At 69.7% G+C, this 13465-nt stretch carries 13 protein-coding genes; 2 read left to right on the forward strand and 11 right to left on the reverse strand.

Annotated features, from left to right (window positions below):
- Positions 1-120: 120 nt before the first annotated feature.
- Both lepA and AB0K52_RS25345 read right to left on the reverse strand, forming a co-directional pair.
- On the reverse strand, positions 121-1953 hold the full coding sequence (gene lepA, locus AB0K52_RS25340) for a translation elongation factor 4 (RefSeq protein WP_363537230.1): 1833 nt from the start codon (positions 1951-1953) through the stop codon (positions 121-123).
- Positions 1954-2474: 521 nt separating this feature from the next.
- A complete protein-coding gene (locus AB0K52_RS25345) occupies positions 2475-3497 on the reverse strand; it encodes a hypothetical protein (RefSeq protein ID WP_363537233.1) in 1023 nt (340 codons plus the stop codon).
- Between the two features lie 88 nt (positions 3498-3585).
- Between AB0K52_RS25345 and AB0K52_RS25350 the strand changes: the two genes are divergently transcribed.
- Together AB0K52_RS25350 and rpsT are read left to right on the forward strand one after the other, a co-directional pair.
- The gene (locus AB0K52_RS25350; protein ID WP_363537236.1) at positions 3586-4182 is read left to right on the forward strand and encodes a TetR/AcrR family transcriptional regulator; all 597 of its coding nucleotides are present in this window, start codon (positions 3586-3588) and stop codon (positions 4180-4182) included.
- Positions 4183-4439: 257 nt separating this feature from the next.
- The gene (gene rpsT / locus AB0K52_RS25355; RefSeq protein ID WP_208495616.1) at positions 4440-4712 is read left to right on the forward strand and encodes a 30S ribosomal protein S20; all 273 of its coding nucleotides are present in this window, start codon (positions 4440-4442) and stop codon (positions 4710-4712) included.
- Between the two features lie 325 nt (positions 4713-5037).
- Here rpsT and AB0K52_RS25360 read toward each other — a convergent pair whose 3' ends face one another.
- From AB0K52_RS25360 to nadD, 9 genes are all read right to left on the reverse strand, one after another.
- On the reverse strand, positions 5038-5265 hold the full coding sequence (locus tag AB0K52_RS25360; RefSeq protein WP_363537260.1) for a hypothetical protein: 228 nt from the start codon (positions 5263-5265) through the stop codon (positions 5038-5040).
- Positions 5266-5281: 16 nt separating this feature from the next.
- A complete protein-coding gene (gene holA, locus AB0K52_RS25365) occupies positions 5282-6274 on the reverse strand; it encodes a DNA polymerase III subunit delta (RefSeq protein WP_208495618.1) in 993 nt (330 codons plus the stop codon).
- 270 nt (positions 6275-6544) lie between these two features.
- The gene (locus tag AB0K52_RS25370) at positions 6545-8860 is read right to left on the reverse strand and encodes a ComEC/Rec2 family competence protein (protein ID WP_363537240.1); all 2316 of its coding nucleotides are present in this window, start codon (positions 8858-8860) and stop codon (positions 6545-6547) included.
- Positions 8861-8953: 93 nt separating this feature from the next.
- Positions 8954-9733, reverse strand: coding sequence for a helix-hairpin-helix domain-containing protein (locus AB0K52_RS25375; protein ID WP_363537243.1), 780 nt, complete (start codon positions 9731-9733; stop codon positions 8954-8956).
- Positions 9734-10066: 333 nt separating this feature from the next.
- On the reverse strand, positions 10067-10915 hold the full coding sequence (locus tag AB0K52_RS25380) for a DegV family protein (protein ID WP_363537246.1): 849 nt from the start codon (positions 10913-10915) through the stop codon (positions 10067-10069).
- A gap of 13 nt (positions 10916-10928) precedes the next feature.
- A complete protein-coding gene (locus AB0K52_RS25385; protein ID WP_363537248.1) occupies positions 10929-11393 on the reverse strand; it encodes a hypothetical protein in 465 nt (154 codons plus the stop codon).
- A 99-nt stretch (positions 11394-11492) separates the two neighbouring features.
- Entirely contained in the window at positions 11493-12149 is a 657-nt protein-coding gene (locus tag AB0K52_RS25390; protein WP_363537251.1) for a histidine phosphatase family protein, read from the reverse strand.
- Positions 12146-12568 (reverse strand): ribosome silencing factor, encoded by a 423-nt coding sequence (rsfS, locus tag AB0K52_RS25395; protein WP_363537254.1) that lies wholly within the window; start codon positions 12566-12568, stop codon positions 12146-12148. The genes AB0K52_RS25390 and rsfS overlap by 4 nt, the downstream gene beginning before the upstream one ends.
- 118 nt (positions 12569-12686) lie before the next feature.
- Positions 12687-13289, reverse strand: coding sequence for a nicotinate-nucleotide adenylyltransferase (gene nadD / locus AB0K52_RS25400; protein ID WP_363537257.1), 603 nt, complete (start codon positions 13287-13289; stop codon positions 12687-12689).
- Positions 13290-13465 lie beyond the last annotated feature (176 nt).

Below are 13465 nucleotides of genomic sequence, written 5' to 3' on the forward strand. Positions count from 1 at the left end.
CACACGACTTGAGGGCCTGAGCCCGGTCCAATACCGAGCCAAGGCCCTCAAGGTCTAACCTTCCAATACCAGTCCAACATCCGGGGACCAGTTCAATCCGGTGCCGCCCTTTCCTGCCTGCTAGCTCTCGTCGGTCCGCAGCGCGGCGATGAACGCCTCCTGGGGGACCTCGACGCGGCCGATGTTCTTCATCCGCTTCTTGCCCTCCTTCTGCTTCTCGAGGAGCTTGCGCTTGCGGGAGATGTCGCCGCCGTAGCACTTGGCGAGCACGTCCTTGCGCAGGGCGCGGATGGTCTCGCGGGCGATGATGCGCGAGCCGATCGCCGCCTGGATGGGCACCTCGAACTGCTGGCGCGGGATGAGCTTCTTGAGCCGCTCGGAGAGGCGCACGCCGTACGCGTAGGCCTGGTCCTTGTGGACGATCGCGGCGAACGCGTCGACCTTCTCGCCCTGGAGCAGGATGTCGACCTTGACCAGGTCGGACTCCTGGGAGCCCTCGATGTCGTAGTCGAGCGAGGCGTAGCCCTTGGTGCGGGACTTGAGCTGGTCGAAGAAGTCGAAGACGATCTCGGCGAGCGGCAGGCTGTACCGGAGCTCGACGCGGTCGGTCGAGAGGTAGTCCATGCCCATCTGGACGCCGCGCTTGGACTGGCAGAGCTCCATGACCTGCCCGATGTACTCCTTCGGGGTGAGGATGGTGGCCTTGGCGACCGGCTCGGTGATCGAGTAGATCTTGCCCTCGGGGAACTCGGAGGGGTTGGTGACCTCGACTTCCTCGCCGTCCTCCTTGACGACCTGGTAGACCACGTTGGGCGCGGTCGAGATCAGGTCGAGGTTGAACTCGCGCTCGAGGCGCTCCTGGATGATCTCCAGGTGGAGCAGGCCGAGGAAGCCGACGCGGAAGCCGAAGCCGAGCGCGGCCGACGTCTCCGGCTCGTACTGGAGCGCGGCGTCGTTGAGCTGCAGCTTGTCGAGGGCTTCGCGGAGGTTGCCGTAGTCGGAGCCGTCGATCGGGTAGAGCCCGGAGTAGACCATCGGCTTGGCCTCGGTGTAGCCGGGCAGGGCCTCGGTGGCGGGGTTCCGGTTGAGGGTGACGGTGTCGCCGACCTTGGACTGGCGCACGTCCTTCACGCCGGTGATGAGGTAGCCGACCTCGCCGACGCTGAGGGCCTTGGAGACCACCGGCTCGGGGCTGATGACGCCGATCTCGAGGAGTTCGTGGTCGGCGCGGGTCGACATCATGCGGATGCGGTCGCGGGCGTTGAGCTTGCCGTCGACGACGCGGATGTAGGTGACGACGCCGCGGTAGACGTCGTAGACGGAGTCGAAGATCATCGCGCGGGCGGGGGCGTCCGGGTCGCCGATGGGCGCGGGGATCTGGGCGACGACCGCGTCCAGGAGCTCGGCGACGCCGACGCCGGTCTTGCCGGAGACGCGGAAGACGTCCTCGGGCTCGCAGCCGATGAGGTTCGCGATCTCCTCGGCGTACCGGTCGGGGTCGGCCGAGGGGAGGTCGATCTTGTTGAGCACCGGGATGATCGTGAGGTCGTTGCTCATCGCGAGGTAGAGGTTCGCGAGGGTCTGCGCCTCGATGCCCTGGGCGGCGTCGACGAGGAGGATCGCGCCTTCGCAGGCCGCGAGGGAGCGGGAGACCTCGTAGGTGAAGTCGACGTGGCCGGGGGTGTCGATCATGTTGAGCACGAAGCCCTGGCCCTCGGACTCGCCGGAGCGGACCGTCCAGGGCATGCGGACGGCCTGGGACTTCACGGTGATGCCGCGTTCGCGCTCGATGTCCATCCGGTCGAGGTACTGCGCGCGCATCTGGCGGGCGTCGACGACCTCGGTGATCTGCAGCATGCGGTCGGCCAGCGTGGACTTGCCGTGGTCGATGTGCGCGATGATGCAGAAGTTCCGGATCGACTCCGGAGCGGTCGAGCCTGGCGCGTTGGTCACGGTGGCCTTCCTTGTCGGCGGTACCAATGTATGGCTCGCGGGCTTCGCCAAGCCCGCTTGCGATCCGAACGACGGCCCAATCGGATCGCTCGCGATCCGGCCGATGACCCAGTCGGATGGGTGGCTAGCCAATTCTGCCTTACCCTCCCGCGCACCCCCGCTCACCCAGCGAGAAAAGGCGCCCCGCTCACCCGCGGCCTCGCGCGGAAAACCCGCCCGCCCGCCGACGGCGCCCCGTCCCGCCCCGAATTGTCGGACCCTCCCGGCACCATCGAAACCGGGGGCGACCGCAAATCGCCACCCTAAAAGCCACCCCGTGCGCGAAATATCCCCCCACACCGCAAGCCGGCCCCGCCCCCATGCGAAATGTCAGACCCCTCCGGCACCATCGAAACCGGGGCGACCGCGAAACGTCGCTCTGGGGGTCGACCGCTGCGAGAAAGACTCCGCGCACATGGCCGGCGGCCCCGTCCCGCGCTGCCGCGGGCCGAAGCCGCCGAGACCGTCCCTTGCCTCCGCCGCTAGACCGCAGCCGCGGCGGGTTCCTTCGTCTCGTCCCTCACACCCTGCACCTTGGCGCGGACCGCGCCGATGGTGAAGAGCAGCACACCGACGACGATCCAGCCGGAGAGCACCCAGACCGCGGCCTCGCCGCCATTGCCGTCGAAGTACGCGGTCGAGCGCACGAGCGTTCCGCCCGCACCAGGCGACAGGAACTGCCCGAACCCGCCCCACGGCGCGGGCAGCAGCTCCGGCGCCCCCGTCATGCCCGACAGCGGGTTGCCCACCAGCATCACGATCACCGCGCCCAGCGCGATCCCGACCCGGCCCAGCAGCTTCGCGAGCCCGAGGATGCCCCACGCGGTCGCCGCCATCGTCAGCGCCAGCGCGCCCGCGATCGCCGCATAGTCGCCGTCGATCGATTCGAGCACGTACATCAGGATCGCCGCGACGCCGGCGCCCACGGCGAGCGGCGCGAGGACCCCCGCCGCGGCCTGGCGTCCCGACCCGCGCACGCCGAACGCGATGAGCGCGGCGATCACGATGCCGCCCATGGCCATCGGGAAGGCAGAGGCGGCGAGACCGGCGCCGTTCGGGTCGTCGGCGGGCAGCGGCACGAGGTCCTCGACGTTGACCTCGACGGGCTGACCGGCGGCCTGGCCCATGTGCGCCGCCATCTGGTCGGCGATACCGGTCACGAGCCGCGCCACGGTCGGCGACGCGGCGGAGGCGGTGTAGAGGTCCACCGACGTCGGTGTGATCGCGAAGGCCGCGTAGACCTCACGGTCCTTGATGAGGGTTTCGGCCTCGGCGGGGTCGGCGACGGCGGTGACGTCGAAGCCGTCCGGCTCGGCCTCGTCCAGCTGGGCCTGGACCTGTGCGGCGGCCTCGTCGGGGCCGATCACCGCGATCGGGACCTCGTTGGGCCCCATGCCCGCGGAAGGCCAGGCGAAGGCGAGGGTCAGCACGCCGACGATGAGCGCGAGGGCCGCGCTGAGGCCGATCACCCGGCCGATCGGGGTTGCCTGGGGGGTGGTTTCCATGGTCGTTTCCATTCATCCGCAAGATACGGTCCGTATCTTGATTGCCCTCACGCTAACATAAGAAACGGCGAGTATCTAGGGGGCCCGGTTGGAACGCAAAACGACGTCCAGACGTCGAGGTGAAGCACTCGAGCAGGCGATTCTCGACGCCGTCTGGGACGAGTTCCGCGAAGTCGGCTTCTCCAAGCTCACGATGGAAGGCGTCGCGAAACGGGCGGGCACGAGCAAGCCCGTGCTGTATCGGCGCTGGTCGAGCCCGGTCGAGCTGATGATCGCGTGCGCGGCGAGCCGCGTCCCCAAGGCCGAGTCGGTGCCCGACACCGGCACCTTGCGCGGCGACACCATTGCGTTGCTCACACTCGCCCACGAGCGGATGCGCATCGTGGGCCAGACGGCGATGCTCAGCATGCTCGCCCAAGTCAGCGTCGACCCCGAGGCCCGCAAGGTGCTCATCGAGGGCATCGTCAACAACCTCTCGAAAGCGCTCAGCGGCACGGTCTACGCGCGGGCGATCGCCCGCGGCGAGCTCGCCGAGGAGCACCTCACCGAACGGCTGGCGCGACTCCCGATCGACTTGATGCGCAACGAGTTCATCCTCTTCGGCCACGTCGACGCCGAAGCGATCGAGGAGATGCTCGACCAGGTGATCCTCCCCGCCCTCAGAGCCCGCGGCGCCACCGTCTGAACCGTCGCGGCTCATCCGCGCGGCCGCTGCGGCACACGAGTCGGCGCCGCCCGGAGCGGCGTTCGGGTATCGCGGGTAACAGCCGGGCACCGGGATTCGTGCCGCGCCCCCGACCTCGTGTAACCTGGTTCGCGGTCATGCTCCCAGGGCGTGTGCGATGCTCGGCTCCTGGTAACGTTGACAGGCGCTCGGAGTGCCCTCTGCCTCCGACGCGATCAATTAAGGAACCAAGCAATCACGAAACTGAGGCTTCACGCGTGGCGAACATCAAGTCCAAAGAAAAGCGCATTCTGACGAACGAGAAGCGCCGGATGCGCAACAAGGCAGTGAAGTCGTCGCTGAAGACCGCCGTCCGGAAGTTCCGTGAAGCGTCGGCCACTGGCGACGTCGCCGCTGCCGAGACCCACCTGCGCGCCGCCAGCCGCGAGCTGGACAAGGCTGCCACCAAGGGTGTCATCCACAAGAACCAGGCCGCCCAGCGCAAGTCCAAGCTGGCCGCGTCCTTCAACAAGCTCTCCGCCGCCGCCTAAGCGAGCGAACGAGCAGCAGCAAAGCTTCAGAAGGCCCAGGGGTTCACGCCCCTGGGCCTTCGGCGTTACCCGGCACCGGCCGCCTTCGACTTTCCCGAGCGCCGATCGCATCCCCTGAGCGCTGTCACACCCGCACGGCACCATTGCAAACCGGGGGCCCAACCCACCCGGCCCCGAGCACGGTCGGCGTGCCCGGCGAATCCCTCGACGCCGCGCAGCGCCCACCGCGAATCCGCCGCAGCGACCTGTCACACCCTCAGGGCACCATTGCAAACGGGGGCGGCCGCGAACCGACACGCCCGGCCCTGGGGGCCGGCCGCACACCTCAGCCGTGGCGCTCCATCGTCCCCGCGATCACGTCGTTGAGCTTCACCATGCCCGCCACCGCGAGCGGCAGCACCGGCACCACCCACCAGGTCACCAGCTCGGTCAGCGCCATCAGCACCGCCAGCGCGATCGAGCCCTCGAAGAGCACGACGCACCACGCGTTCGACAGATACAGATGCCGCAACCGCAGCGCCCGCGCGTACCAGGGCCGGCGGGGCCTCGACACTCGTCCGTGACGGTACTCAGACACGGCTGCCCTTCCCCGCGGCGCTCAATCGGGTGATCTCGAGGATCGCGTGCTCCAGCGCCCAGCCCCGGTCGTCGGCGCCGCCCTTCACCTCGCCGTTCAACCGCGCGCACACCCGCATCGCTTCGGCGAGCGCGTCGGCGGTCCAGTTGCGGGCCTGCTTGCGCGCCTTCTCGATCTGCCACGGCGCCATGCCGAGCTGCCCGGCGAGCTGCGCCGCCCCGCCGCGCTCGGCGGCGACGCGCGACAGGTTCCGCACGGCCATCGCCAGCGCGTCCGCGATCGGCACCGCGTCGACGCCGACCTGCATCGCCCACCGCAGCGACCCCAGCGCCTCCGCCGTGTCCCCAGCGATCGTCGCGTCGGCGACGGCGAACCCCGTGACCTCCGCGCGCCCCGAGTAGTACTGCGCCACGCTCTCCTGCGTGATCTTCCCGTCGGTGTCCGCGACGAGCTGCGCGCACGCCGAAGCGAGTTCGCGCAGGTCGGAGCCGACGGCCTGGATGATGGTGTCGGCGATCTCCGCCGAAGCCGACCGCGGCGAGGCCCCCGCGTCGCGCAGTTCACCGCGCACGAACGCCACCCGGTCGGGCTGGCGCTTGATCTTCGAGACGCGCACGACCTCGACATCGAGTTTCTTCAAGCCCTCGGCGAGGGCCTTGCCCTTGTTGCCGCCGTTGTGGCACACCGCGAGGTAGATGCCGGGGGCGGGCTGCTTCGCGAAGGCGAGCACGGCGGCCGCGAGGTCCTTGTCGACGTCCTGCCCGGACTCGATGATGCCGACGACCGCGCCGCCGAACAGGGTCGGGCTCGTCAGCTCGGCGAAGGCGCCCGCGGTGAGGTCGCCACCGCTGATGCGGTTGACGGCGGGCGGGGTCTCCCCTTCCGGGAGCTCGGCGCGCACCGCCTTCACGAAGTCGGCGGCGGCCCGCTCGGCGAGGAATTCGTCGTCGCCCTGGATCAGGCGGATGGGTTCGAGTGCAGCCACCGGACCATCCTCCCATGCCGCCCGCGGCCCCTCGGGTTTCGACCGGGCCATCGTCTCCCGCACGACCCCCTTGCGCTGCCCGATCATGCCGGACCGCGCCGCACCGTCTTCCGCCCTTTCACCCGAAAGGTGACACTCCGTCCCCATGGAGACACGCATTGCTCGAAAGGCCGCCGCTCGGATTCGCCCGACGCCGCGCATCCCTCGCGCGCTGATCGCCCGTGTCGCCGCCTCCGCTCGCGGCCGACTCCACTGCCGCGCCGCCGGCACTTAGTTACCCGTCACCACCTCCAACCTGTCTCCATTGCGCACCACCGTGATCCGACCCGACTCGTCAGTCCGGAACACCAGCGCCCCTCCCTCCTCCAGCACGCCGAGCGGCCCCGGGTCCGGGTGCCCGTACTCGTTGCCGCGCCCCACCCCGACCAGCGCGACCGCAGGGTCGGCCGCCTCCAGGAACTCGCGCACCTGGAACGACGACCCGTGATGTGGCACCTTCAGCACCTCCACACCCAGCGCCGCCCCGCTCCCCAGCAGCGCGCGCTGACCCTCCAGCTCGACATCGCCGGTCAGCAGCACGCTCGTCCCCGCGACGTCCGCGCGCACCGCCACCGAGTTGTTGTTCGGGTCCGACCGCGTGCCGCTCAGCAGCTCCACGGGCGGCCCCAGCACCTCCAACCGCGTCGTCCCGAACGCGAACACCTCCCCCGGCACGGCCTCGAGCACCGGCACCGCTCCGGCCCGCTCCTCCACCAGCTCGTACCCGTACTGAGCCTCGCCGGGCGGCGGCGCAAGGATCGCGTCCACTTCGCGCCCCTCCATCGCCCCGGCGATCCCGGCCGTATGGTCGATATGGAAGTGCGACAGCACGAGCAGCGCAATCCGCTCCACCTCCAACTCGTCCAGGCACGCGTCGACCGCCGCCGGCTCGGGCCCGACGTCGACGACCACCACGGCGTCCCCAGCGGGCAGCACCAGCGCATCGCCCTGCCCCACATCGCACATGGTGACCACCCATCCCGAGGGCGCTCCGCCGGTCATCAAACACGCCGGCACCGATCCCAGGGAGGCCGCCAGCAACACGGCGACGACCGGCGCCCGGAACCGACGCTGCTGCAGCAGCACGACGAGTACCGCCAGCACCGCCGCCGACCCGAGACCCCACCACACGCCTCCCGGCACCGGCATCAGCGCGCCAGGGATCTCGGCCCCGTTGCGCGCCAGCCAGATCAGCCACCGTGCCGGAACCGCCGCCAACCGCGCGGCCACCTCGCCGCCCGGAAGCCAGACGGCCGCCACCGCGGCCGCCCCGACCGACAGCACCACGACCGGCGCGGCCACCAAGGCCGCCAGCACGTTCACCGGCACCGACACCAGACTCACGCCGCTGCCGAGACCGATCAGCAGCGGCGTCACCGCCACCTGCGTCGCGAGCGGAATCGTGACCGCCAGCGCCACCGGCTGCGGCCAGCCGCGGTGCTCGAGCGGCCGCGCCCACCGGAACGCCAAGAACAGCAACCCGACACACGCCGCCACCGACAACGCGAAACCCGCCTGCGCCGCCATGTCCGGATCCGCCAAGACCACTACGAGCACCGCCGTCGCCAGCCCCGGCATCGCGGCCCGCGGCCGCCCGGCGGCCAACGCCAGCAGTGTCATCCCCGCCATCACCGCCGCCCGCAGCACACTCGGCTGCGGCCCGGCCACCACCACGATCGCGGCGATCGCCACGGCGCCTGCCGCCACCCTCCCGCGAGGTCCGGCCCGGCACGCGAGCGCGACCGCGAGGACCGCGCCGACCACCAGACTCAAGTGGTATCCCGAGACCACCACGAGATGCACCAGGCCAGTGGTCCGGAAATCTGCGGCCAGCTCCGGATCCATCATCGACGTGTCGCCGACCGCGAGCGCGGGGATCAGGCCCGCCTCCGGCTGCGGCACCACCTCTGAGGCGGTCGCCAACCGCTGCCGCGCATGCGCGGCGACCTGATGCGGGAGCGCCAGCGGCCCAATCGGTTCAGGCGGGCCGCGTGCGCTCACGATCGCGGCCGTCAGCCGCCCCGCATCGGCTTCGCGGAGCACCGCAGCGACGGTCAACCGCTGACCTGCCTGCACTTCGCTCCACTCCGCGCCGCTGGCCACGAGCAGCACCTGCCAGTGGCCGTCAAGCGCGACGTCCTCTGTCTGGAACGACCGCAGCCGCGCGGTCGCAGTGACCAGCTCCGGGCGGCGAGTCGACGGCTTCGGAGCGGTATGCAGCACCAGCTCGGCTTCTCCATGCGCTTCCACTGCGACCTGCCCCGCGAGCCCGCGATGGTCGCGGGCGGCGACATGCACCGCCGTGACTCCCGCCCCGAGCAGACCTCCGAAGGCGACAGTGGCGACGGCCGCCGAGAGCCCGCGCTTCCAGTCGCGCCCCAGCACGACGACAACAGCGCACCCGACCGCCAAGAGCAGACCGCTGAAGACGTTCCCGTGCAAGCCCGCCAAGGCCGAAGCCCACACTCCTGATGCGACGAGCGGCAGCCGCCAATCCCGCCGCACCACCTCGGAAGGAGCAGGCCGCAATGCGAACTCGTAACTCAATGACTTCACCGCCCGAGGCCGCCCGCAGGCGGCCCGACGCCCACGCAGGCTGTCCAACGGTCCCCCGGGCTGGCGAACAGGTCCGCATCCGCGTCATAGCGTCACCTGATCGCGAAGCTGCTCGAGCAGTGCAGCGCCGATGCCGGAGACCTCGGAGAGCTCGTCGAGCGACTGGAAGCTGCCGTTCGCCTCGCGGTATTCGATGATCCGCTCGGCGAGGACCGGGCCGATGCCGTTGAGCGCGTCGAGCTCTGCCGCATCCGCGACGTTGATGTTCACGAGCCCGCCATTGCCCGCGCCGGCCGAGTCGCCTCCCGGAGCCGGGACGGCAGCCCCCGATGCCGAGGCGTCAGGGACCGCGACGAGATCGCCGTCGGCGACGACGCGCGCGAGATTGAGGAATCCTGGATCGGCGCCCTCCGTCAGACCGCCCGCCGCTTCGATGGCGTCGGCGACGCGAGCGCCGGCCTCGAGCTCCACGATCCCGGGCTCATTGACCGCTCCGGCGACGGACACGACGATCGTCTCCGGCTCGGCCGCAGTCGCTTCGACGGGTGCCGCGGGCACGGTGACGGCGGGTTCGCTGTCGGGCCAGGACAGGATCGTCACCGCCAGCCCCACGGCCGCGACCAGCAGGCCAACGATCACCAGCACCCAGCGGTTCAGGTGCGAGAGGCCGAAGCGGTGCTGCAGCCGCTCGAGCCGTTCGTCGAAGCGCCGACGCGGTGGAGACTTGAGGACCGGTTCCCGAGCAGCCTCGCCAGAATCGGCGTCGACGGTCTCCTTGCAGACCCCCGGCTCAGTGGTGTCATTGAGCCGCATACGAAGCCTCGCGGCCAGAGCGGCGTCATCAGGTGGCAGTTCGCGTTCCATGCCGGGCTCAACGAGCAACGGACACGGCCGTGACTGCGATCTTTTCGCCCTGTGGATAACCCAAATCGACCCTGTGGATAACCCCGACGAGTGTGGACGCAGCCCGAAAGAGACGCCATAATACGACCCCACGCCAAATCGGCGAATGTCGCACCCTCATGCGACAGTGATCCTTTTTGGTTGGTCGGAAGGCGGATGCGGGTGGGAAGGGGCATGCCCTACGCCCGCCGCGCAGGCGCGGCGCGCACCGCGCGCCCGGCACGACGCCCCCGAACCCAGAACCCAGATCCCAGAACCAGCCGTTCAAGAGTCAGCTAGGTGGCGTCCTCGCCACTACGGCAGCCGCCGGGTGACCACACCGACCAGACCAGGCCCGCAATGGGCTCCAACAGCCGCACCCACCTCGGTCACATCGATACGCCGCAACCGACCCTCGAACTGCTCGCCGAGCCAGCCCGCCAGGGCCTCGGCGCGGCGCTCCGCCCCCAAGTGGTGCACCGTCATCTCGACCTCCGCCTCGCCCGCATCGGCCACCGCGAGCGCCGCCAGGCGCTGCAGCCCGCGCGTCGGCGTGCGCACCTTCTCGACCACGTCGATCCGCCCGTCCTCGACCCCGAGAATCGGCTTCACCGACAACGCCGTCCCCACGATCGCGCGCGCCGCGCTGATCCGCCCGCCGCGCCGCAGGTACTCGAGCGTGTCCAAGTAGAAGTACGTCGAGGTCCGTCCGATCGCCGACTGCGCCGCGGCCGCGGCCGCCAACAGCTCCGAACCCTTCTCGGCGGCCTCGGCCGCCGCCAGGGCCGGGTACCCGACCCCCATGCCCGCACCAAGCGAATCCACCACCGCGACACGCCCGCCGAACCCAGCAGCCGCGGCCTCCGCCGCCGCCACCGTCCCCGAAAGTCGTCCCGACAAGTGCACCGAGACGATCCCGCTCGCGCCCTCGTCCAGTAGCCGCGTGTACGTCGCCCGCAGCTCCTCCGGCGGCAGGCCCGAAGTGGTCACCTCGTGGCCCTCCCGGATCGCCCGCACGATCACCTCACCGCCGATGTCCTCGCCCTCGCGGTACTCGACGCCGTCGACCAGCACCGGAATCCCGAGCACCGTCAAGCCGCTGCGCGCAGCGCGCAGCGGCTCGGGCAGAGCCGAGGTGGAATCGGTAACGACGACGACGGTCACGCGGCCACTTTACCTAATCCGAGGATTGGGCATCCTCCACCACGAACGGCGTACCCTGCTGGCACGTCGTCATCATCCCGTCATCGACGCTGCCCGTCAGGGTCACCGAGGCCCCGGCGTACACCACCGACGAGTCGTAGTTCCCGAAGATCCCGTACACCGTGCCCTCGTACTCGAGCACCAGGCAGCCGGCCTCGACCCCGGCCTCGACCGTCCCGCTGATCGTCATCGACGAACCGGGCTTGGACGAGTCGCCGAGCGACGGATCCAGATACGGGGTGGTCTCATCAGGCACGGGACTCTCCTCGGTCGATTCGGGCGCGCTGGTCGGTTCGGCCGACGTCACCGGCATCGACGTCTCGCCGTCGGAACCGCCGTCACCCGCACCGCAAGCAGCGAGCACGGCCACCATGAGCACGCCGACGAGCGGACCGATCAGGCCCGCCATCCGTCGAACGCGCGAAGTCTGCGTATTCATGCCGGTTTGACGCCTCCGAGCCCGGCGCGGTTGCGCCTCGACCGAAGCCTACGACGCCCGGGCGAGCCCGGTCCAGCGTTCCACGAGCTCAACGCCGTCCTACCGGACCTCCTGCTGCCCCTTCGCGAGCGGGCTCTGCCCGATCGTGTGCGGCGCCGGCACACCGAGGTTGTACCCGAACAGCCGCCACTTGCCCGAGCGCATTCGGCGCAGCTCCGCCCAGTGCGCGTTGTCCATCCCCGAAAGGCTGCTCGCCGACGCCTCGTCGAACCCGAGCACGCCGCCCACGATCTGCCGCGCCGAACCGCCATGGCAGACCACGATCGCGGTCCCCTCGACGCCCGACTCGACCATGTCGCGCACGGCCTCGCCCGTCCGGCGATGCAGATCGCCCCAGGTCTCGATCTCGGGGTGCTGCAAGGGCTCCTGCGCGCGCCAACGCCGGTGCTCCTCCGGGAACTGCTCCGCGATCTCGCGCTGCGTCAGGCCCTCCCAAGGGCCGTAAGCACGCTCGCGCAGACGCTTGTCCAGCTCGATCTCGATCCCGGTCAGCTCGGCGACCGGCCGCGCCGTGTCCAGCGCCCGCCGCAGGTCCGAGGAGATGATCCGAGTCGGCTCGTACGCGGCCAGCTCAGGAGCGGCCTCAGCAGCCTGCGCCACCCCGGTCGCGTCGAGGTCGATGTCAGTCGAGCCCTGGATGCGGCCCTCGATGTTCCACGCGGTCTGCCCGTGACGAACGATCAGCAGCCGATTCACTCGCCGTCCTCGCCATCGCCCTCGACGGCCTCGGCACGACGGATCCGCTCCGCCTCGGTCTCGTCGACGAACTCGATCTCGGGGCAGTCCTTCCACAGACCGTCGAGGCCGTAGTAGTCCCGGGCCTCCTTGTGGAAGACATGCACCACGATCTCGTTGTAGTCCAAGAGCACCCACTGCTCGCCGCCCTTGCCCTCACGACGAAGGGGACGCGTGTCGTGCTCCTTGATGAGCTTCTCCTCGACCGCGTCGACGACCGCGTGGACCTGCCGCTCGTTCGAGGCCGAAACGATCACGAAGACGTCCGTGAGGGCGATCTTCGAGGTGACGTCCCGAAGGTTGATGGCGAAGGCCTTCTTGTCAGCCGCCGCCTGGGCAGCGGAAAAAGCCAGGGTCTTGGCGGTTTCACTTGCGGTCACGAACGCTCCTGACATGGGATTCCCGCCGGAGGTCACCGGCGCAGCTCTAGTCTTACACGCGGGGTACGACGACGACTTCCCTGTTTCACGCCAGTCGCTGTGCGAAGCATCCCAACGCTCAACCGCGGTAAAGCCCGTGCTCGCGAACGTACGCCTCGACCGCTTCCGGCACGAGGTACCGGATCGGATGCCCGTCGCGCACCCGCTGCCGGCACTCCGTCGAAGACAGGTCGACCGCCGGCATGTCGATGAACTGCACCCGCGCCCCGAACGAGGTGTCGACCTCCCGGCGCGAGTGCCCCGGACGGTTCAACGCGATGAACCTCACTGCGCTGCAGAGCTCTTCGACCCGATGCCAGGTGTGCAGGTTCTCCAGCGAGTCCGCCCCGATGATGAAGTACAGGTCTACTTCCTCGTCGTACTCGGCCGCGACATCGGCGACCGTGTCCACCGCATACGTGGCGCCGGCCCGCTCGATATCACAGGTGCTCACCCGAAACAGCGGATCCGACTCCACCGCCGAACGCGTCATCGCAAGCCGTGCATCGGCATCGGTCACCTTCAAGTGATGCTTCTGCCAAGGATCGCCGGCCGGCACGAAGACCACCTCGTCGAGCGCGCACCGGAACGCCGCTTCGCTGGCGGCCACAAGGTGCCCCAGATGCGGAGGATCGAACGTCCCCCCGAATATCCCGATACGTCGAACCGGCTGGTCAACCACAGCCGAATCCTATCGTGCCGACTCGAATCGAGGGCACGCAAAAGGGCTCCGCCAATGGCGAAGCCCTGAATACCAGAACAGCGAAAAGGCCCCCACCTGACGGTGGGGGCCTTTCCTATAAGTAAATGTTTGGCGGTGTCCTGCTCTCCCACACCCTCTCGAGTGCAGTACCATCG

The sequence above is a fragment of the Glycomyces sp. NPDC049804 genome, from assembly GCF_040674615.1.
Taxonomy (GTDB): domain Bacteria; phylum Actinomycetota; class Actinomycetes; order Mycobacteriales; family Micromonosporaceae; genus Glycomyces; species Glycomyces niveus.